The sequence below is a fragment of the Pseudovibrio sp. POLY-S9 genome, from assembly GCF_001431305.1.
In the GTDB taxonomy this organism is placed as follows: Bacteria; Pseudomonadota; Alphaproteobacteria; order Rhizobiales; family Stappiaceae; genus Pseudovibrio.
This window is the reverse complement of record NZ_LCWX01000166.1, coordinates 35,565-58,153: the sequence shown is the minus strand read 5'-3', so window position 1 is coordinate 58,153 and position 22,589 is coordinate 35,565. Positions and strand designations below refer to the sequence as shown.

Below are 22,589 nucleotides of genomic sequence, written 5' to 3'. Positions count from 1 at the left end.
GCCAGCACCAAGCGGTCTGACGCTCTCGACCTTCCGCGCAGATGTGAGCAAGCCAGCCGTAAACGACAGCTCGCGATACAAAATCCCTATATCACCGGAAATCTTGGAGAATTTCTCCACCTGCGTCGAACCAGCAAGCTCAACAACTCCGTTCTCATCCTCACCCAGATCATAGGGCAGATGTAGATAACCGGAAGTCGCAATCATGACACATCACGGTCTCGTGCAGCAGATTTTTTCTGCGCCTCTAATGCAAACGCAAGCCGCTTGGAATATTCGATGAGCTCAGGAACAGGCCGCACCTTCATCAGCTGATAAAAGCGCACCAGTTCCACAGTCGCCTCATCCAGCTCTCGTGACCACAAACAATGCTCAGCAAACCTGAGGGCGACTGCTGGATGCGCCTCATCAAGCAGCTTTGCTTTGCGAAGCGATCTCTTGACGTCCCCCCCGCCAAGTGGCCAGTCTGCATGGCTCAACGCCAACCCAAGCCAATACTCAACATTGTTTGGATTAAGCAGACAGAGAACTTCAAATTGCTCCTTTGCAGATGCTTTTTGCTGCAGGTGCAGCGCCTGATAGGCAAACTGATAAAGAACCTTCTCCAGCTTACCATCAGCCTTCAAAACAGCAGACAGCCCCTGCCGGGATTTAATAGCCTCAAGAACGGCCTGCGCACTTACATCCCCACCACCGAGTGCACGAAAAACAGCATCAAGATTGACATCTACCTCTCCCGATTGATCTTCGGAGGCCGCAGAAGCCGGAGTATTATCTGTAACAGGTGCGAGTGGCATCGTTTATCCCCGGCCTCAAAATCCAGTAAGTGTAGTTAGTTGAACTCAGGCGTTGTTCAGCCCGGTCAACAGCTTTTGAGCCGCCTGATGAATCTCAGCATCCTTGCGGTCCTTGGCATATGTCAAAGTGTCTTCAAGGTCCTCCTTAGCCTCGGTAATGTGACCCAAAGCAAGACAAGCAACACCAGAGAAGTAGTATGGACGCGGGTTGGTCGGGTCGAGCACCATTGCAGCGGAAGCTGCCTGCACAGCAAGCGTGTACTGCTGCAACTGCACTGCACAATTCGCTAGCCCAAGCTGCACATCCACATTGATCGGCTCAAGCAGAACAAGCCCAGTGTAGATCTCCAGCGCCTTCTCAGTCCGCCCTGTATCCATCAAGCCCTTGGCCATCACCAGACCCGGATTGATGTCATCTTTCGTAAGCCCCAGACTACGGCCAATTGCACCTTTTGCGATTGCCTTGATGTCTTGTTCTGGAGAGTTGCCCAGTTCTGAAACGAGCTCAGTCATATCGTGCCTCTTTACGGCTTAAGAAAATAAGAAAGTTTGGGAGCGGCAGCGCAGCATTAAAGGTGAAACACCATGGCACCATCCAGCTCATCAGAAAGAGAGGTTTGCGCAGCACCCAGCAACGGATTGCTCTGATAACCACTTGGGTCCGCTGAAACCAGCGGCTGATAAAGGCTCACAACAGACAAGAGCTCCTCAACCAGTCCGGTCAGTTTCTCCAGTTCTGTGTACCCGCGAAAGCTCACCGAAAGCACAAGCTCTTCTGCACCATCATCAGCCTTGCGTAAAACCGCCAAAGTTCTGAACTGCGACAGGCAGGCCAGATTTAAATGCAGGATATCTTCAATCTGTCGGCCTCTGGTTCCCACCGTTTCACTCAGTGAGCCAATAACCGTCGTGACTTCAATACCACCCCCATCAAGGGCATCAGAAAACACGAGTTGAACACCATCAACATTCATCGAAGCGGTGTTCTGCTCGGAGAAAATCGGTGCACCTAATCCCAGCTTTCGCCAGAGTTTATCCAGGCACCCTGAAAAGTTTAAGGAGAACACGAGAAATCCTCTCTGACATGCGCAAGATCAGCAATCAGTCGCCAAACGCGAAAAAACAGGTGTGCATTGAGGGTAATAAACGCACACCTGCTTTTGTGGCTTAACCGCGAGTAATCGCAGCCGCCCGTTCGTTTTCGATTTCGCGAGATTCTTTCAGGAACTGAATGATCGCACGGATGATATCGTCCAAAGCTTTCTGGATGGATTCAGCCTGATCATTCTCCTTGCGAACCTCTTCAGCAGCTGCTGCCAGCTCCTGAGAAATCGCTTCATCTTCTTTTGCATTTGCCTGAGTGAACGCACTCGCACCTTGCGATGCCGTATTACCCAATGTGTTAGCAACACCGCCAAGCGTCGCAATGGATTGGGAACGAGACCCGGCAGCACTTGCAGCCGCATCAAAGCCCTTTGCCTGAGATCGGAAATCACTTGCACGCTGTGAGTAAAAGTCACCTAACTTACCACCCTTGCCAGGGGCGACATCAGAAGCTAAAGCATCACTCTTGCTAGCCTGAGAGTTTGCATTCGCAGAATTCTTCGCAGCACCCAGACCTTTCGCAGCACCGCCGATTGCAACAGCTGACATCACGATTGAGACAAGGGAAGAAACGACTGTCACAACAAGACTGATAATCGCACCCGTACGTGTCTCTTCGGCAGCATCACGGCTTTTCCCAGCCTGCGCATGCATTGCTGTCTTCACTGTCTCACGTGCAATCAAACGAGTTTCAAGCTCATTATTGCGTTGGTTGACTGCAGACTTAAACAGCGCCTGTGCAATCAAACGAGATAAGTTTCCGGTACTGTCAATCTTATCGAAAGATCCGATTGCAACTGTTGCTGCTTCTAGACGACCCAGAACTTCATCCGTTGTCGTCTGGTCATATTCCGCGCTTGCAGCAAACTGCGGTAAAGACACGAGAGACAGAAATGTTCCGTGATGCTCTGGTGGCAGTGTCGCCAGACGAGCTTCTACACTTTGCTGAAATGCGGTTGCCCGCTCCTCAGAAACAGCAAGTTTGCCATCCTGAAAAAAGCTAGGGGGCAAATATTCGCGATTGTAATTAGTACCTGCAATTGCTGACATAAATACCTCCTATCAACCCGCAAACTTCGTTTTGCTCAGTGTATCTGCACGCTCATTCATAGAGCTCACAGTACCGTCCAAAGCATCCGCAAACTGCTCACCAGCCTTAGTCAAGATTGACAACAACTGGTCAATGATCTGGCCTAGCAACTGAATGAACGCATCAAGATCCGTAGCATCGGCCTGCAAATCTTTAGACTGAGCAACATCTTGACTCGCACTGTAAGAAACCCCAGCTGCAGCTAGTCCACCAGCAGTGCTTCCAATTTGGATAATCGCGGAAGTGATAGAAGATATCGCTGCGATCATCGCCCCAACGCTGCCAGCCTGAGCTCCCGGAATAAAGAAAGAAATAACAGCCATACCAATACCGACGATAGCCATAAACATTTTAGATGCTATATCTAACCCCATGATGGTTTTTTCATCAGCCCCAGCTGCAGTAGCTATGTATGAAACAATACCTTGACCCTTAGCAGCCTGCATGGTGGCATCAATAGCCATTACCAACTGTATTGCCCCAGTGGCAAGCATCATCATTCCAACAGCCTGTGTCGCTCCAGTTGGAAGCGCCATCAAAATAGCACCAGCAATAATCGAAATCGCAGCCCCAATCCACTGGAACGCTAGAGAAATTTTTTGCCAGATACTCAGACCTTTTTGCTTTTCCTTTGCTTCTTCCTCCTTGCGAACAGCTTCTTCCTGCTTGATCGCTTGATCCAGCAAAGCACCTTTTTGCTTTGCCTGGGTCAGGTTGACTTTATTCTTTTCAACGGCTTCTTGAGTACCTTGCATTTTGTCCAGAACAGACGCAACGAGAACTTCAATATCCTGAAAGCTGGAAGTGGTCAGCGGAGTATCTGGACCTACTTTGGAGAGGCTACCGGAAAGACGTGTAATATGCTGCGCGAAGGCAATCGTTGCAATCATCGGCGTACCACCGATTGACGCCAACGCACCTGCACCAACTGTATTCGTGCCTTTTACATCTCCAGCCTTACCAGTCATTTCTGAGGTCGTATCAAAAACATCGCCAAGGCTGTTGCTATTCAGACCAAGACCCAGACCTTTAGGAAGTTCCATATCTATTCTCCATACTTAAATAATTGGGATCAAAGCTATTGTCAGACCAACTTCTGACGCGCACTCTTCATCATGGTTTGCGCGTATTTCTTGTCGTCGTAATTTTTGACGGGATCATCAAACATACGCAGTGCGGCTTCAAACGCATCACCAGCTTCCTGATATTCCTTTGCAGCCAACAGACACTCACCAAGACGCAGATACCCTTGAGGATTGGTCGCATCCCGACTGATGAAGTACAGATAGAGCTTCACTGCCATGCGAACGTCACCCTGGATCTGATAGGTCATCGCAAGGCCATAAGTGTATTGCTCCTCCGTCGGAGCAATCTGCACCAACATGATAAAGAGCGACTTCGCCTTCTCGACCTGACCGACGGAGATGTTCCGGCGAGCCATCTCATAGACAGCTGCGAGCTCCTCCTCTGACAAACCCAGCATCTCGGATATGGAGACACCCTGTTTCATCAACTGGTAGAATTTTTTATCTTTAAAACCCAGCGAATCAAGATGCTCAATGACTGGCTCAGCGATCTCTTTAATCGTCTCAGCAAAGAGCTCTGGTGTTTGTTTAGGCATATCGAGAAGTGACATGACGCTCTTTCTTTATCTCTGACTAATTCAGCATTTAAGAAAACAATAAAGCGCAATCAGAAGGTGTTCTGTGCCAAACAGAACACAAGAGTAGGCAATACGCACTGTGCAGTGATTTTTTATGCATCACGAACATGTGAGCACAGTCAACAGACTGATCTGCCACCAACAAAAGGCAGTTCAGTCTGCATAAGAGGAGGAAGCAAACCCTCCCCTTCGACCACAATCTGGAGTTATTGGGAGAGTTTCTGCCGACGGTTACCAAGATAGATATCAATCGCATCCTTAGCCTTATCGGCATCATGGAGCGTATAAAGGCAACGCGCACGAATGTAATGACGCATGGATTGTTCATCACTACGCGTATATTTGCCAAACTGCTCAAGTGGATCTAGCAGGTCTAGCTCTCGCAGGCTTTCGAGTGCCAGGTCAAAACGGTTGAGAAGGAAAAGCAGAACCGTCCGGGCCAGAAGCACGTCTTTGGAATGATCTTCCATCACCATCATACCCTGCACCATGGTGAGCGCCTCTGCATATTTGCAGTTTTGCGTCATGATGTAGATACTGAGAAGAAGAAAATCTCGCTGCCGACTGTTGAGCGCTGTCATCAAACTTACCCCTGCAACAACATGGCAAGGGCTGCCTGCAGGTCTTCATCAAGCAACACATCACCCATCAACAGGTCTGCAACACCTTTTAGAACACACTGCCGCTCACCCTGCTCACGCAAAGCTGCCGCAGCAAACAAACGCTGAAGCTCCTTGCGCATTTCGCTCAACTCAGTCGGCAAAAGAATGTCTGTTTCAGATAAATCCGGCAATAAAAGAGAAGGTAGGCGCTCATCCAGTGTCGGACGGTACAAGACCTCATTTAAGGGCCGCACTTCTGGCAAAAATACAGGAGCAAGCTTTTTGCCCTCTGGCAATTGAACCTGATCTTCAACCTTCCAGTTGGAAACCTCATTCACGCCAATTGTAATTGATGCAACCCGCATTCCGAAATCCGTACTCATTTATAAATAGGAGGCAGCCCTGAAACAAGCGTCAGAGCTACCATCACGACCACTTAACCTAGGTAAAACCGCGCGCAATCTGTATGTTGAGATCAAAACTACGGCGCACCGTACCGGTCGCTTGCTCGAATGCACGGTTCTGCTCACGATTATCCTGATTGATATCGTTGGTTAACAATTGAGGATTCAACAATGTAACCGCGTCACTCAACTGAGTTGAAAACCGCTCCCACTGCGTTCGTTTAAAAGAGTTTTTGCTCCCATCACTGTTATTAAGCATATCGTGTGTTGGCCGGGTAATATTAAACTCTTTCTCAACCGGGTGTGGCTGAGCAGATGTGTAATCTTCAAACATCAACAAAACAGCAGTTGAGTAACTGCTCGAAGAACCAATACTCTGCGCAATAGTATGCTTTTCCTTATCAGCATCTTTGCCAGTTTCCGTGAACGCCTTAAGCGTCTCATTAACGATACGCTGCATCTCCGCATAAGCCTGAGACAACTGATTAAGCTGTGTCAGTTGCTCGGTTCTCATCGTGATGATGGCCTGCTGCTTCAAACTAGCCTGATTCTGAATGAGAGCAACCAATGTCGGCAAATCTAGGCGGGAAATGGTCCCATCTGAGTTTGTGATACCACCAGCAGACAACATCTGCTGCTCAGCCTGCTTAATAGCAAGGATGCGTTGCTCCTGCTCAATAAAAACAGCATAACCACGATTAATCGAGGCATTATTATCTGGAGTGACAAAGTTTGTAGAACTATGCGCTGAACTCTCAGCATTTGGCGTTTTCACATCGAAGTAAGCATGAGCACGCTCAAAACGCTTTACAATTTCCTGCATTTCAGTCGCCAAATCAGAACGAGCATAAATTCCGGAGTGAGGAACATTATCTCGCAGCATTATCAGCTGTTCTTCATAAACCTCACTATCTTTCCTGAACTTGTCACCATCAGTTTTATTGACCAGAGGCATATTCCGGATCTTATTAATTTCATCATTGATTAATTGAGTGATCACAGCACGACTTGCAGCAAGGTCCGTATCCGCATTTGGCAGCAGATCCAACAGCGGCGCAATTTTGGTTTTAAAAATGGAGTTATTTGCGAGTCGCTCCTGCTCCGTCTTCGAGAGCTGGAAAATACGAGATTTTGTCAACTCATTCACGATGGTCACACTGCGTTTATCATCGGAGCGAATTACACCAACCTGATTTGACCCTGTACCAATGACTGTGTTTCCTGACTGAATCTGCGCCTCAGTGAAGTTATCGCGCAAATAACGCAGCTGAACTGCCGGATGCCAGGAGACAAATTCTTGCGGTGACGGATTGCTATAGTTCGCAGGCAAGTCTTCATCAGCAACAGTATCAGCCGGATCTACCAAAACACTGGCCACATAAGCATTATACTTACTCGGGTCGGTCGCGTAGTTCGTCGTCCCTGGAATCGACAACAAAGGATTCTCAAAATCAGGATCGGCTTCCGGCAGATTGGATAAGAAACTATCCCAAACACTGGTCTGCGTTTCTGCAGCCTGCAGCGCGGGACCTTGCTGCGCCGCCCTTTCCTGCGCACCATCACCAGCACCACCGGAGGCAGCTTTAGCTGTGTCGTCATCTTTTGGAGGAGCAAGAGTATCTGGGTCTACAGTAGTAGATGAGCCTGAGCCAACACCATTAATCATTTTCATCTCCTCACGTCACAAAATAAGGCGAGTACGACCCGCATTCTTTTGGGGCTTTGCAAATTGAGACCGCGCAGCACCGCTATTATTTTCATTGTCTTTCAATCGCTTCGTGAAATGCTCAGCAATCGCGTCATACCCCTGCAAAAAGCCATCAAAGCTCTTCGAAGCAAGCAGTCCGTTAATCAAGCTCAGCGCGACCGGATCTTTCTGAACGGCTGGAAGATCAAGCAACTCCTGCAAGCTCGCAACCATCTGATAAGACACATCTTGCCATTCATTTTCTGAAGGCCAGTTCTTCTCAGCGTTACAAAGGCTTAATGCATCATCCAAATAGGCACTCAACGCGCCCGCATCACCACTTACAGTGAACTGGGGAAGCAACTCTTCCTTGCTGGATCCGGTCTTCGCCATACAACATTCCCATCAAAGCACTATACGCCCTCTATAAACGGGCAGACCGGGGCACTGCTGTTCCGAACGACACACCTTCAAAATCGAAATTTAGCAATGACAGAATTAGCAAAATGGGTGAGCCCACTTGTGTCGCCCGACACAAAGCAATTTCGCTAAAAGAAGTATGAAAATGACATATTCTTATTCGTAGTATCAGCGGAGGACTTTTCAATGAGCTTAGAGGTCTTAAGATCAACGATTGCCACTCACAACGCTGAGTCGCCAGTTGGCGCTCCACTGGTTGCAGAAGCCACAGGGCAGCGCCGCGCTGAGCGCGTCATGCAGCTCAACAATCCATCTAAACTGACGGACGCCGCTGAAGAGCTTGGCCAGGCCGTATCCTCACGCCTCGACAAAAGATCACTGGAAAGCCGTTCAATCAGACAAGGGCAAGGCGCTAACATAGAAGCAATCACACGGATTGCCGACTATTACGATAAGCTGCCTGACATGCCCTCTCAGGATAAGCTGCAAGGTTTGGTTCAGCGGTTACAGGATTACCAGCACAACCAAAGCACCAACGGTGATGGCTCAGGGCAACTCAGCCCTCAGGACGTGTTCGCATTCCTGCAGCAGTTTGATGGTGACGTAACGCACCAGTATGCCGCCCTGCAGATCGCCATAGAGCATTTTGAGACCACAGGAGCAAATGATGCTCTTTTGGGCGCTCTGCTCAATGCCCGCGAATACATGGAAAGCGGTGAGACTGGTCGTGACGTGCGCGCAGGCTTTGCAGTCGCGGAACTTGCCCATGACAAAGCCGAGGATTTGGGAACAGATCCTGCCGTCATCCGTGAGCACTACCGCGACATGCTGCGCAGTGAAGCGAACTTCGGAGTCATCTTCGATAAGTTTAATGACCTGATCGCACGCACACATTCAATGCATCACGATGTAAACGGCAATGAAAGCTCACCCCTCACCTCTTTTGATGATGTTGTGGACCTGTTTACAACCGCCGCAAGTCAGGGCCTGGAAATTGCAGACACACAAGATGAGCCTACTCATCTGGAAGCGGTCCTGACCGAGCTGGGCAAACTAAAGAGCCTGCGAACCGTCTATGAGGGCGTGCATGTCGCGACCAAACTGACAGGTCGCAGCTTCTCAGAGTTCACACATGTTGTGGAAGAGCTGGGCACGGAGAAGCTGGCAAGCTCACTGTTCCATTATCTGGGCAAAGCAGTCACATCACCTGCTGACGCACAAAGTCTTGTTGCACCACTCGCTCCTGCTGGGGCCAGCGCATCGTTGAACTACACAAACAACCTGCTTGCATTGCACCGTGAGGTTCCTGACACCATCCTCACAAACGAAAACATCCGCAATCAGCAACTCGAAACATTACTGGTGCTGTCAGAGCAGCTGACGATCCTGGAAGAAGAGCAATATCAAACAGCAACTGACGCTACGCCGGTTGATAACTTCGCTCAGGTCAGCGCTGCGTCAGCTACTGTTCACTGACCCGTCATCGCTAATAAAATAGCTGCTGCAATATGAAACCAAGGAAGAACAAAGGAGAGGATTGAATGCAGTTTTCAAGTGTCATCCAGTCAAGCCTGGAAGCGTTCGCAAACAATATGAAGATTCCCTTTTCTCCGCAGATGGATGGAAGTCTATCTTACCTCCTTTCACAATCCGGTGAACTGACGTTTACCCCTGTCGAAGGTGGCAACAGCGTCGTTGTCAGCCTTGGCCGAACCACAACGGGTGACCAGAATTCAGCAAATGAAGCTCTTTTGAGCCGAGCTGGCTTCAAACCTGAAATTGGAACCAATCTGCATACAGGGAAATCTAAAGATGGAACGTTACATCTGGCGGTTTTATACGAAGCAGGACAACTTAGCCCTGCAAAACTCGAGCAAACGGTCGATTATCTGATAGGTGAATTGAGTTCACTATAAAAACTACAATCAGTGCATGCAGGTATACACCAGTTTCAATCTTATAATGACTCACACTTGTTCACATTACGGAGGGAAATCGTGACTTTTTCGCACTTAAAATCACAATCCCGAGGGATACAGTCAATATCCATTAAAATATAAGTTAGATGATGACAGCCAGACTTGACTCGCTTATTAGCTGTCTTAATTATAGTTTTGTCCGTGTTCTGAAGCACAATTCTTCGCAATTGTGTACGAGTGAGATTGGGGTGGAATATTGGTAGAGTATAATAAAAAAAAGACGAAGTATATTTGCTCTGCGGAGACCAGTATATCTTCATCCTCTAAAATAGCTGCACTTATTTAAGTAAGAGGACACGGTACATTTCTATGGAAAAGGCAGTATATGATGCAAGCCTGGGTAGAGGCGCATCAAGAGCTCATAATACTGGCACCTCATCCTCAGGTGAAAGCAGCTGGAAAGAAAACGCAGCATTGTTTCAAGAGCTGAATGATGAATTATGTGCATCTTTAGAGCAATCAGCAATTCGCCAAACCTACTCAAACGGCGAGAACATCTATCTTCAGGAAGATGATGCTGAATTTCTTTACATCATTGAGAGTGGACATGTTCGCTTAAGTCACTTGCGCGAAGATGGATCTACCTTCCTTTATGCCATCATCACAGCAGGCCAAAGCTTCGGCGAATTAGGTGTCTTTCAGCGATCTGTTCACGCAGATACAGCTTGCGCGTTAGGAAACGTAGTCGTTCACAAGATCAGACGCTCTGCATTTCATGTCATCAACGAGCAGAGTGCCGAGATTTGTCGCGCGCTGGCTGTAGTTGTAGCGAAACATTATCGCTCCTACATCGAATCGACACGCTGCTTGTCACTGCCAAGCCTCTCGGCTCGCCTGGCACATGCGCTGCTAAGCCTGCTTGAGTCGATCGGCACCCCTGCGGGCGATAACCCAAAGGACAAGTCTGTGATCTCTGGCGCAATCGTTACACAGAGTGATCTGGGCGCAATGGCACGCGGAACACGCAGCAATATCAACCGCCGCCTGAAAGAGTGGGAGCGCGCTGGCATCATAAAAATTAAGGATCGTTCTATCACTGTGCTGAATAGGACAATGCTGGAACGGAACTTGCTCAATAATGAGTCAAATTTTTAAAAAAGCTGGAAGCGTTGAAACAAAGGACTAACGCGTGCAAGACGAGAACACCAATAACGAGATGTATGTCACCGATCTGGAAGAGACTTTAAAAAGTCAGCAAGGTTCAGAACATGCCCAAAAACTCGAAAAGAAATTGGACGCTCTTTCCTCTTGGATACGTGAAAAATCCGAGGAGCCTCAAACTGAGGTGGACTACCAACGTATTCAAACAGTGATAAACGGCATCACTGCAGCACAGGACGTCCTGCGCAAGTTTCCAGTCCAGAATTAGAGCCGCGTAAAAGCAGGAGTTTCAAAATGGTCAGTTTTGTCACAGGTGTAGATACCCCGTATACTTCAACCGTTGAGAAAGCATTAGAAAACAAAGCTGGTATGAACGCGCTCGACATCAGCGTGCGCTTTCAGACCGAGATGGACAAGATCAATGACAAAATCATTGAAGCTCAGAACTCCAACTTGGCTGAGACCGAAAAAATGTTCACTCTGCAGCTGCTTGTGAACACTTATACCACCATGGGTCAGACACGAACCAGCATGGTGAAGGCGCACGCCGATATGGTCAAGGCCTGCGCACGTAACATTGCCTAAATCATTTTAAAAGGCTCTCTTCCGGTTGCGAAAGCGAGTGTGGAAGAGAGCCTTTGTATATTCAGGTCCATGAGACAGGTTCGGTCTTCCCGAACGCTGACAATCCATGGCATTTTCCAGTTCGCTTTTGGCAAATAGTCAATCTGGCGAACTCCAGCGCTTGTTTAGGTGGGACGGCGAATGGGTAAACTCATCCTCAAAATTCTTGTAGGCCAACAGGCTGGCGCGGAAGTCATGCTCGAGCCGGGTGAGTATACACTTGGTTCGGACAGAAACGACGATTTGCAACTGGCAGATCTGAGCGTTGCCGCAAGCCATATGCAGCTACGCCTGCAAGACAACAAAATCGAAATCTCTGCAAAGGCAGGAGATGTCCGGACAGAAAACGGTGTCTCCCTAAGTAGTGGCAATGACGAATGGGTCGAGATTGAGCCTCTTGATGTCATCAGCATTGGTGTCATCAAAATTGCACTTGGCGCCAAAAACGCTCAATGGGCAACACTAAGCAAAGCGTTGAATGCTCCCCATGAAGATGACGAGCAAACAGCAGAGAACTCTGCAGCAAACTCAATCCTTGGCGAGAATGCAAAGCACATTGACGCGATATTCGCTCCAATTGCAAAACATCGCAAGCGCATAGCTTTTGCAACAGTTGCAAGCGCCGTCGTGCTTGGTGGTTTTTACCTCGTTGGCTCAGGCAAAATATCTCCTCGCACAGCAAGTGCCCTCCCTAATGGCGGTATTGAAGCAGTGCGTATCGCTCTGGCAGACCTCCCCTTCGCAGAAAGACTAAGCCTGCGTCAGGACGTTGACGATCAAATTTATCTGACAGGCTATGTCAGCGAACCTGTTCAGCGCCGGGCAATCACAGAGGCAGTAGAACGCACTGAAGTACCTGTCCGCTTGCGCGTGCGCGTGATCGAAACACTGAAGAAAGATATTGCCGGTTATCTGCAATCTCGCGGATCCAACGTAAGCTTCGCACTTGCGGATGACGGAGAGTTAACCCTGAGCGGTTCTGTTCTCGATAAAACAAGTGCTGACCAGCTAATCGCGGACCTACGCGGGTTGAATGGCATCTCCGGCGTAACATCAAACATCAAAACTGCAGATGATTATCTTCTGGATGTGCGCAAGCTGGCCAAGCGTGCTTTGATTGATGACACCATCATCTTCCGTCTCGACGATGAAACTCTTGAAGTCAGCGGTATCATAGCAAGCCAGGATATTGATCGCTGGTCTGGTTTCTTACGCTCATACTCCAGGCAGTACGCTACGTTTATTCCACTGCGTTCTCTCGTCAAGTTGGTACAAGAAAACGGACAGGTCGTAGATCTCAAAGCCAACTTTGATGGCGGTATTGAACCCCTGCTTGCTGCTGTTGATCCACTCACGAATGAACCGGTCGAAGAGCGCCAAACCAAAGTATTGGAACTGGCGCGGGCAATCAAACAACAAGACGGTTTTGTAGCTAGCCAACCAAATCAAAAATCTTCCAGCCGCCTCGCCAAAAGCAATGCGGCAGGACAACCCAAAACTGGCCCTGAAGCACCCGCAACGCCGCTTCAAAAAGCAACGGAACGTTTACTAAGCAGCATCGGCATTGCATCCGCTCAAGCATCAACGTCACCAACCAGTCAGCCGACAGTGTTAGAAGAAACAGATGCAGGCCAGCAGACGACAAACGGAAAGCTGGAAGCTAAAAGCGAAAAGCAACAGGGCGTAATCTCTCAAAGTAAAGCAGATGCCCGGTTCCAAAACGTCGCTCTGGACGATCCTGAGCTTAACGAAGCGGCTGAAGTCGTGTTCCTTGCTTGGATGGAATCCGCCAAGGCCAAAGGCGTGATACCTGAAGAGCTAAAAAAGAACTTCCTGCCCTTGCTTGTAACGCCGCCCTCTGAGGGTCCTCTCTGCTCTGAAAATCTTTCAGTACCAGTCTCACAGATCCCTGTGACTGTACTGTGGCTCGATATCCTGAGCAGCAGCGAAAGCCTCGCTCTCACAACGTTTCCAGAGGAACGCCAGCGCTACATTCTGGAAGCTGCAGTCAATCCAGCTGCAACACGCGACTGCCTGATCAAATCAGAAAAAAGCAACAACATTGATTTGATCCCCTACTCCAACTTCATCAGAGAGAGCTTGCGAAACCCTGGTTTCATCAGCTTCCTGACGCGGGACCTTTCATCTCCGTCTCTGACTGTCACCGGAGCAAGCCTGATCGGCGAGCGTTATGTTTTGAACAGCGAAAACAAACGCTACAAAATCGGCCAGTCCATCGATCAAAGCAGCCGCCTCCTTGCTGTCGGCGAGCTGGGTGCTTTGATCCGTGAGTATGAAGGATACTCTGTCGCGATATATGGCGATCAGACAGCCTGGGTCGTCCGCGAAGCAAACGCAAGGCAGTAAGCCATCGCTCAACAAACAGTAGAGCACTTACTGTACAAACATACGAAAAGCCGGGTCTCATATGAGACCCGGCTTTTTCTTAGGCCACAACGTCTACTTGACTGTAAGAGCCATCATCATCCAACACCACTTTAATGGTGTCTGTATTGCTGATGTTATCAAGGTGAGCGATCTTCGACCAGTTCTCACCATTGGCAGCCCCATCCACATCAACAAGCACATCACTTCCAGAACCATTTTCCTGGATCTTCACGTACTGACCAGCTTCTGCAGCATCAACTTCATCATCTCCGAAAGCCTTGTTCAGGAGATCCGAAATATCGAGGCGATCAACGTTTTGATCTGTTTCCCCCTGAGCCGTGCCATCAAAGTCGGTGATTGTATCAAAACTTCCATCCAGAACGTCGAAGATGAATGCATCAAGATCATCTTCACTACCGCTGGTCATCCGATCATAACCCGCACCACCATTGAGCGTATCAGAATAGTTGCGGCTACTTGACGGATGCCAATCATCCCCAATCAAACGATCATTGCCATCACCGCCAGACAGATCATTATGCCAGTTGCCCTGCCCTTCAATTCTGTCGTTCTGATCGGTACCATTTAAGCGATAATGCCACTCTGAGTTCTTGTCTGGATCATTCTCGTAATACTTGTTCTGAGAATAAGCAGGCTCATTATAATCGACAACGATGGTATTTGGATTATCCGCATTCTCAATCACATTGACCGTTGTGGTTGCAACACCACTTTCTTCAGCGCCATTGCTGACAACCATTTCAATAGTTCTCGTGTCAATGTCTGAAGAGGTGTTGAATTCAATGGATTTGATTGCCGCAACATATGCTGCGTAACTTGCATCTCCAGAGAGGGTCAGAACCAGATTGCCACCTACGACTGCTGCCCTGGCAGAGATACCAGAGAATGCTCCCTGTGGGAGATAACTCAGAGCATCCCCCTGCTGATAATTATTTAGCGTTATAACTGCACTGGAAAGTTGATCGTTGGAAGTGTCATTATCGGCATCATTAACGCCAAGCATATCAGCAATCGCAACACCTTCCCCACCAAGAGTAAAGTCAATGTCATGCTCGGTCGTAGGATCAATAACATTGTCTCCAGAGATCTTCACATCGAGAACTCGGGCATAATCGTCCGTTCCTTCCATACCAGACACTTCAAAAGTGATCGTAGTTTCAGAAGGGTTCCAACCAGGCAGATTGCTTATGTCAATCGTAATGACTTCGCTTCTGCTCTGCGTCGATTGATCAAACATTGGGATACGGGCGCTTCCGCCATCCCATTCAATCAAAAGATCGAACTGATCATCACCGAATTCCAGACGGTTTCCAACTGAAACCTCCAGCTTTAGATTTTCTCCACTCGTCAGATCAACCGATCTGGAAACGGATCCCTCACCATTTGGTGTCCAGGACGGGAAGTAAAGATGACCGGAGATCGCTCCGCCCTGCTGCGGAACATAAACATCTCCATAATCGGAATCCCCATCAAGGTTTCCGTTCTCAATCCACGCTCCAGTCCAAGTAACAACACCGTTGCTATGTCCATGACCATAATCGTAGGAACCGTTGTGCTCCTCAAAATCATCTCTGACTTTGAGTTTGTCCGAACTACCTGGCTTGAAGAACAGATTTAGTTCAGCAGCCTGATTTGTCACAGACACTTCAACATCTTCGCTCGCGTCTTCAGTTCCATCACTCGCAACGATATTGAAGTTGTAGTCTTGATCAGCGTCCACATCCAATGGGTTCTCGAAATCAGGTGCAGCTTTGAAGTAAACTTCACTGCCTCTGATTTCGAACAAATGAGCATCTTCACCCGTCAAGGAGTATGTCAGCGCATCGCCATCAACATCAAAGGCACTAAATTCAGCAACCGGTCCGACCCCATTTTCTGCAAAATTGGACTGAACATTTGTAACAGTCAGGACTGGACGATCATTCACTGGAGTGACATCAACTGTCACAGTGATCACATCAGAAACATCACCATCAGCATCTTCAATACGGTAGCTAAAGCTATCCTGCCCGTTGAAGTCGGCAACAGGTGAGTACCTCACAGTGCCATCAGAGTTTACAACAACACTGCCGCCCTTAACAGTAACCCCAGCGTTTTCAAGTAGAACTGTTGCGTCTTTATCAGCCCCAACAGCATCATTGCTCAGAACATTGATATCGAATGCAACATCTTCAGAGCCAATCACATTATCAGCGGCACCTGCTGGCACATCGTCAAGGATGTTGACGGTAAAGTCGCCAGAAACGCTATCACCATCGCTGTCCTTCGCCTCAAAATCGAAGGACAAAGAAAGATCTTTTCCTTCATCACCTTCATGATCCAGCTGTCCAAGCAGTTCAAATGTATACGTACCTGAACCATCATCAGACAATGTCACTTTGAAGACTGCATTGCTCAGATCATTGGCATCCGCAGGAGCCATACCGGTGTAGCCAATCAGAACAGCGCCAAACGCTTGGAGCAAGACAGGAGCACCTGCTGATTCAAGTGCTATGTTGCCACCAGTCTTCCCCTGCTCCCCATCTGTAACATTGATAAAGGAAACGCTGCGATCGGAACCATGCACAGGAGAAGCAACATCACTGTCGGCATCATCAGTCCCCCAATTGATGTGCAGGCTGCCAGAGACTTCTGCATTCCCGCTAGCAAGGTCTGCCTCATCAACTACAAGCCCAACTTTGTGAAGCTGAATGTCATCCAGATAGGTGCCAAGGCCGTTGTTTTGGTCAGGCGTCATCAGTTCAACGAACTCAAGACGGTCACCATCGGGCTGACCAGTTCCGACCACATTGAGAGCGATGGTTGTCCAATTAGTGCTGTTGGTTGAATACTCACCAACCTCAACACCATTCCAAAGCACCCTCACATCACTGGTTGGACCATTGTCAGCCCGATCAGCAAGGTCAAACGTCAACTCATACTGTGTATTCGCTTCCGTCTGGATATTCTGGTAGATACCATCAACTTTACCAGAATCGTCTCCATCCTTATCTAGTTCCAGATACTGATCCCCATCAGATGATGGACTGAAGCTGTCGGAATGCAGCTCAAATTTAGTTCCATTGGTTGACATCCAGCCAGACATTGTATCGATGGCTTTATGTCCGGAAGATCCAATATCCGGCTCTTCAAAGGAACCGTTGACAACAAGATTTGTCTCATAAGAGCTGCTATCGATGATAGGCACGTCATCAACAATCTTGATAGAGAATTTTCCAGCAAGATTAACGCTGTCACCATCGCCATCAACCGCATCAATCACGGATCCAAAGTCGATCACTAGAGGTTGCTGAACATCATTCTCACCATTGCCAGCAACATGATCCAGTTGATCAAACAGCTTGAAGACCACATCACCACTGTCAGATGTCAGGTCCAGCGAGAACACTGGGCGATCATTCTGGAAACTGTACTCTGTGTTGCCATCAGTTTCGACGTAACCGACAATCTTGTCATCAATCACCACATAGGACAGCGGTTCATCACCTGAAGTGAGAGCCATCTGTGTTAAACTCGCAACCGCATCAGCTGAGATATCAAACGTGCCGCCATCATTGCCAAAATCGACAAGAGCACTGATATTATCAGTCAGATAAGCTGGTCCGTTGTTGTCATTCTCACCTGTCGTCGAACCATCCTGATCCCCATCGCGAGGGGCATTCCCCTGCACGCCAGAGTTCAAGTTGACGATATCATCTTCATCCGCTGTTGCTGTTTGAGACGCGCCTGTAAGGGCAACTTCATCATCTTCGACAGAGATTACAGCTGTCGCAGTTGATGTGTCACCATCCCCATCCGTGACAGTGAAACGCAATCGCAGATCAATACGATCGTCACTACCAGCCTCACCAACATCAGGGTGATCAAAACCAAGGTGCTGAGTAAATTCATAGGAACCATCCGGCTGAACAACCACAGTAAATGCGGTAGCACCGCCAGTTTCAGTGGCCCCTTCAATGGTGATCACACCATCTGGTGCTGTCGTGCTAGAAAGCACGACCTTCTCTCCGCCAACAGTCAGGAAGTCACTGCGTTGGCCTTTAGGTTCTTCCAGATCAATACGGCGTGCATATCCTTGATCATCAACGATCCGTGCAGCAGTTACGGTAGCTCCATCTGAGCCACTTTCAAACTGAAGCGTGCCGGAAGTCGCCACACCAAAATTATCAACCTCGCTTACTGTGATCTTCGAACCAGCTCCCGTGGCAGTGGGCTCATCATCATGGAAGATGATCTTGTCACCAATATCGACAGATGCGGTGTCTGTATCCCCATCTCCATCAGTTAAGGTCAAAACACCAGAGATTTTGCCTGCCAAGTCCAGCGTATGGTCGTTCTCGTTCTGAACATGTTTCAAAGATGCGTATTGAACAACACTCAGGCTACCGTACTCATCAATCGAGACAGCAAAGACAACAGCAGCATTGGCATTATCCGCACGACCAACAATCAAATCTCCCTCAGTATAAAGGTTGATTTGAGAGCCATCTGTCGTTTGCAAACCAGAATCTGTGCCTTGAGCAGCAATTTCCAGGGTGACTTCCGGTGCATCAACTCCATCCGCCCCAATATAAATATTGGCTTCAATCAAATTCACATTGTGAGCGTAAATTGTCTCCATGTCCGGATCATTTGCAGCCTGACTATCCAGTGAAGCAAACAAAGCACGGATATCAGAATCTGGGGCAGCAACAACTTCATCAAGTTGCTGTCCTGCAGTCTCATCCAGCTCTACAGTTTCACCAGTTACGGTGAAGTCGTGAATGTACGGGCCGTCATCATCAAACGTCAGAAGATTGCCGACAGAGATCTCAGTTGAAACCGCATCGCCATCTTCATCGGTGACTGTCAGGATTGCACTCACCTTGCCATCAAGCGAGACATGTTCATCAGAAGATCCGGTGTCCGGATGCTCAATGGACATGTACTGAACCATTGAGACCTTGCCGTTTTGATGCAAGTGGATTGCAAACGCAGCATCTCCGTCTGGTACACGGCCAACAATCTGACCATCTTCCAGATGAAGCGTAATCGCCAAACCTTCAGTCGTGGTTAGACCAGAATTTGCATTATCAATGCGGAAGACCAGCTCATGACTGCCGCGCTCATCAGCACCAACATTCTTATGGAAATCAAGAACATCATTCCGCGCGTAGATTGGACCACTCAGATCAGGATCACTGCCCTTCTCGTCAACATCTTTAAACAGCTTGCGAATGCGCCACTTCGGCGGAACATTATCACTGTGATCACCCTCGGTTTCGTCAATGCGAATATGATCATCAACCCAAAGTTCTGGCGCTGGGATATCATCAACAACGGTTACATCCAGCTTGCCATCCAGAGCAACGGTGTCCCCGTCCCCATCTGTCGCAATAATCACAGAACCAAAGTCGATGGCTGCAAGCTCATCACCATTGAGAAGCTGAAGGGCGGTGTTCTCACCATCACCGTTCACATGGTCCAGCTGATCAGCTTGCAACACTTCAAATGCACCGGTCTCATTGTTCAGAAGCAAGCCGATGACCGGGCGGCCACCTGCAACACCAATCATCAATGTCAGGTTTGTACCTACCTGTGCATGCTGGAACTGAACCGCATCTCCGTCAGAAGACAAGCCAAGATCAGTCAGTTGCTGCGCCGCGTCTCCAACAAAAGTGAACGAGTCGGCGCCAGCATCCCCATCAGCACCAAAATCTACAGTGCCCTGAAGACTTCCTGTCTTGATCGCAGTGCCACTCAAGAACTGAATCCAGTTGCTATTACCTGTACCACCTAAGTCATCAGGGCTCGTACCCGTTGACAGGATCGTGTCGATGTCATCCTCATCAACAGTCACATCCTGCTGCTGATTGGTCACCCGAGGCCCATCATCACCAAACCGGATCTTCTCACCAATTTCAATGCTCTGGCTGGTCACATCGCCATCACCATCGGTGACTGTCAGAACAGCAGAGATCTTGCCGTCCAAGTTGACGAACTCATCATGGCTGTCGGTATCAAGTTGCTTGATGGACTGGTACTGCGCAAGGCTGACTTCACCGTCGCCATCAATGGAGATTGCAAACACCGCATCGCCGGTTTCGCCACCAACGCGGCCAACAACAAGACCACCCTCCAGATAAAGCAGAATGTCAGCGCCAGCTGTGGTCTGAAGACCTGAGGCTGCATCATTAATGCTCAACGTTACCTTATGGGCCGCGCCATCAGCGCCGTCTTCATAGGCAAAGTCCACCACGTTATCGCGGGCGAACTGAGGAGCCATATCCTCATCAGAACCTTTGCCGGAAACACCATCAAACAGGGCTGCAACAGCTGGATCAGTGGTGTCATCGTTATCCAGACCAGCGCTCTCATCAACCTGAACGAACCTGTTCAGCTCAAGAGACGTGATCGTTGGCCCATCATCACCAAACCGGATCTTCTCACCAATTTCAACGCTCTGGCTGGTCACATCGCCATCACCATCGGTGACTGTCAGAACAGCAGAGATCTTGCCGTCCAGATTGACGAACTCATCATGGCTGTCTGTATCAAGCTGCTTGATGGACTGGTACTGCGCAAGGCTGACTTCACCGTCGTCATCAATGGAGACTGCAAACACGGCATCGCCGCTCTCACCACCAACACGGCCAACAACAAGACCGTTTTCCAGATAAAGCAGAATGTCAGCACCAGCTGTGGTCTGAAGACCTGAGGCTGCATCATCAATGCTCAGCGTTACCTTATGGGCCGCGCCATCAGCGCTGTCTTCATAGGCAAAGTCCACCACGTTATCGCGGGCGAACTGAGGAGCCATGGCCTCATCAGAACCTTTGTCGGAAACACCATCAAACAGGGCAGCAACAGCTGGTTCAGTGGTGTCGTCATTATCCAGACCAGCACTCTCATCAACCTGAACGAACCTGTTCAGCTCAAGAGACGTGATCGCCGCCATGTCATCATCAACAATCACGGTAAATCTGGAGTTGGCTGTATCGCCATCACTGTCAGTTGCGACAAAGCCGAAGGTCAGTTCGATATCATCTTCAGTACCAGCAACAAAATGATCCAGATTGTCCAACAGCTCAAAGCTATAAGAACCAGACCCATCATCTGACAAAGTTACTTGGAAGACCGTATCCCCACTGCCCTCTTTCGTCGCTGTAAGAACAGTATCCCCCTTACTCAGGGTGTAAACAAGTGCAACACCATCAGATGTCAGGACCTGAGAAGTTATTGGAGTTCCGTCAAACTTGACTGAACGATCCCCAATACCACCTTCATCACTGTCCGCATCATCCGCACCCCAATCGATATCGAGAGAGGCAGTAACCTTATGAAAGGTTGCTGGGGCATCACCATCTGCGGTGTCATTACCGTTACCGATATCCGGGATGCCATCTTCATCAGCAGTACCTGTTGTGGGCGCACCAATTTCCGGCAAGTCATCAGCGACATTTACAATCAGGAACGAGTCTGCGGAATCTCCATCAGCATCAAACGCCTGGAAACCAAATTCCAACTCCAGAATGTCTTTCACATCTGCTTCCAGATGATCCAGATTGCCATGGAGTGTAAAAGTAAATTCACCGGTTTCCGGGAAAGTGTTCAGCAGAACCTCAAAAACCAATTCGCCATTAGGCAGCTTGGCAATAAGCAGCTGGCTGCCCGCACCAATCTCATTGGCAGCATCCGCAATAAGGTCCTGTACTTCATAAGTCAGCGGCTGCCCGTCAGCAGTCAGGCGGATTGAAGTCCCAGCTCGGTCAACAGGCACGCCGGCATCAAGTTGGAACGCCAACGAGCGCTCGCTCACACCGTCCAGACCAAAGTCGACATTCAGACTGCCTGTGAAGGATAGTGGCCCTTTGCCAGCATCAGCCCAATCAGTTTCATCAAGCGCGCCAACTTCCGCAATGCCAGCCACAGGTACATCATCAACGTCCTGTTCGGGATCATCTGCCGCAGCCGCAGCTCCGGCATTGTCTTCTGGTCTCAGGAGATCATTGACATTCAGACCCGGCCCCAGTGGACCGCCATCAGGGTTGTCATCAAAATCTTGTCCTGAACTGTTTGGATCTTCCAGCTGATCGGCGATTGGTGTCCCATCACCTGCAGCGGTTTGGAGCGTATCAACCGGCAAGATTTCGACAAGCGCACCGAATTCTTCAATTGTCAGCGTCTGGGTTTCACTCAGGATCAGCGTCCCATCCGTCTGATCTCCGGCAAAGAACCCTTCAACAAGAAGCGTTCCGCCATCAGAAAACAGGATTTGCAAGCTCTCACCGTAGCGGAAGAGACTAACTGGCACTTCCAGCATCTGGCTGAAATCAACCAACTGCCCCGGCTGTCGAACAAGAACCTCCGACTGGCCTTGGGTGGCAATCCCAATCTTCAGCACTTGTGAAGGAACAGCTGCCTGGGAAGTGTTAGTGGCTGTGATCGTAGTAGACGCTTGACGCTCTGACATTTTAGCAAACCCGACGCAGGAACAGTTTTAATAAAATTTTAGCAATTACGCCGATAATTTTGCCAATCATGATAAAAGTCAAATCATTTCCTTAAGGAATTTTTAACATCGTTAATTCCGTCACAGTCCAGCAACACCCTGAATTAGCGCGTTTCTGCGACCAAGGTTTTAATTTGATTAAATTTTATTGAGTATTTTACTTTTTGTTAAACACCGCTCCCTATACAGGGTGGCGAAGTTATTAACGGGAAATGCTG

At 48.8% G+C, this 22,589-nt stretch carries 17 protein-coding genes and 1 pseudogene; 6 read left to right on the top strand and 12 right to left on the bottom strand.

From position 1 onward, the window contains the following. The 11 genes and pseudogenes from PPL9_RS33375 to PPL9_RS16335 form a co-directional block, all read right to left on the bottom strand. A pseudogene (locus PPL9_RS33375) lies at positions 1-207 on the bottom strand (hypothetical protein); the annotation flags it as partial. Then, positions 204-797, bottom strand: a complete 594-nt coding sequence (locus PPL9_RS16380; protein ID WP_057463712.1) for a hypothetical protein — start codon at positions 795-797, stop codon at positions 204-206. The gene PPL9_RS16380 and the pseudogene PPL9_RS33375, both read right to left, overlap by 4 nt. A gap of 45 nt (positions 798-842) precedes the next feature. Then, entirely contained in the window at positions 843-1,310 is a 468-nt protein-coding gene (locus PPL9_RS16375; RefSeq protein ID WP_057463711.1) for a tetratricopeptide repeat protein, read from the bottom strand. 56 nt (positions 1,311-1,366) lie between these two features. Then, positions 1,367-1,864 (bottom strand): type III secretion system chaperone, encoded by a 498-nt coding sequence (locus tag PPL9_RS16370; protein ID WP_208989419.1) that lies wholly within the window; start codon positions 1,862-1,864, stop codon positions 1,367-1,369. 100 nt (positions 1,865-1,964) lie between these two features. Beyond that, positions 1,965-2,951 carry a hypothetical protein gene (locus PPL9_RS16365; protein WP_057463710.1) on the bottom strand — a complete coding sequence of 329 codons (987 nt, stop codon included), beginning with the start codon at positions 2,949-2,951 and terminating at the stop codon, positions 1,965-1,967. Positions 2,952-2,963: 12 nt separating this feature from the next. Then, the gene (locus tag PPL9_RS16360; RefSeq protein ID WP_057463709.1) at positions 2,964-4,034 is read right to left on the bottom strand and encodes a translocator protein PopB; all 1,071 of its coding nucleotides are present in this window, start codon (positions 4,032-4,034) and stop codon (positions 2,964-2,966) included. A 41-nt stretch (positions 4,035-4,075) separates the two neighbouring features. Beyond that, entirely contained in the window at positions 4,076-4,627 is a 552-nt protein-coding gene (locus PPL9_RS16355; protein WP_057463708.1) for a tetratricopeptide repeat protein, read from the bottom strand. A 233-nt stretch (positions 4,628-4,860) separates the two neighbouring features. Continuing rightward, positions 4,861-5,235 carry a hypothetical protein gene (locus PPL9_RS16350; RefSeq protein ID WP_057463707.1) on the bottom strand — a complete coding sequence of 125 codons (375 nt, stop codon included), beginning with the start codon at positions 5,233-5,235 and terminating at the stop codon, positions 4,861-4,863. 5 nt (positions 5,236-5,240) lie between these two features. Beyond that, positions 5,241-5,621 (bottom strand): hypothetical protein, encoded by a 381-nt coding sequence (locus PPL9_RS16345; RefSeq protein WP_057463841.1) that lies wholly within the window; start codon positions 5,619-5,621, stop codon positions 5,241-5,243. 76 nt (positions 5,622-5,697) lie between these two features. After that, entirely contained in the window at positions 5,698-7,326 is a 1,629-nt protein-coding gene (locus PPL9_RS16340) for a hypothetical protein (RefSeq protein WP_208989418.1), read from the bottom strand. Between the two features lie 15 nt (positions 7,327-7,341). After that, positions 7,342-7,740, bottom strand: coding sequence for a hypothetical protein (locus PPL9_RS16335; protein ID WP_057463705.1), 399 nt, complete (start codon positions 7,738-7,740; stop codon positions 7,342-7,344). Between the two features lie 213 nt (positions 7,741-7,953). Here PPL9_RS16335 and PPL9_RS16330 point away from each other — a divergent pair, with 213 nt between their 5' ends. From PPL9_RS16330 to PPL9_RS16305, 6 genes are all read left to right on the top strand, one after another. Next, positions 7,954-9,243: an HrpJ domain-containing protein gene (locus PPL9_RS16330; RefSeq protein ID WP_057463704.1), complete on the top strand. Its 1,290-nt coding sequence runs from the start codon at positions 7,954-7,956 to the stop codon at positions 9,241-9,243. Between the two features lie 65 nt (positions 9,244-9,308). Continuing rightward, entirely contained in the window at positions 9,309-9,683 is a 375-nt protein-coding gene (locus PPL9_RS16325; protein WP_057463703.1) for a hypothetical protein, read from the top strand. A gap of 372 nt (positions 9,684-10,055) precedes the next feature. Then, complete coding sequence (locus tag PPL9_RS16320; RefSeq protein ID WP_057463702.1) at positions 10,056-10,841, top strand: Crp/Fnr family transcriptional regulator; 786 nt, start codon at positions 10,056-10,058, stop codon at positions 10,839-10,841. Positions 10,842-10,875: 34 nt separating this feature from the next. Further along, on the top strand, positions 10,876-11,115 hold the full coding sequence (locus tag PPL9_RS16315; RefSeq protein WP_057463701.1) for an EscE/YscE/SsaE family type III secretion system needle protein co-chaperone: 240 nt from the start codon (positions 10,876-10,878) through the stop codon (positions 11,113-11,115). Between the two features lie 26 nt (positions 11,116-11,141). Then, positions 11,142-11,432, top strand: a complete 291-nt coding sequence (locus PPL9_RS16310) for a hypothetical protein (protein ID WP_057463700.1) — start codon at positions 11,142-11,144, stop codon at positions 11,430-11,432. A 180-nt stretch (positions 11,433-11,612) separates the two neighbouring features. Then, on the top strand, positions 11,613-13,838 hold the full coding sequence (locus PPL9_RS16305) for an FHA domain-containing protein (protein ID WP_057463699.1): 2,226 nt from the start codon (positions 11,613-11,615) through the stop codon (positions 13,836-13,838). 79 nt (positions 13,839-13,917) lie between these two features. On the opposite strand, the gene PPL9_RS16300 is transcribed toward PPL9_RS16305, so the two are convergent. Next, complete coding sequence (locus PPL9_RS16300; RefSeq protein WP_057463698.1) at positions 13,918-22,332, bottom strand: DUF5801 repeats-in-toxin domain-containing protein; 8,415 nt, start codon at positions 22,330-22,332, stop codon at positions 13,918-13,920. Positions 22,333-22,589: the final 257 nt, after the last annotated feature.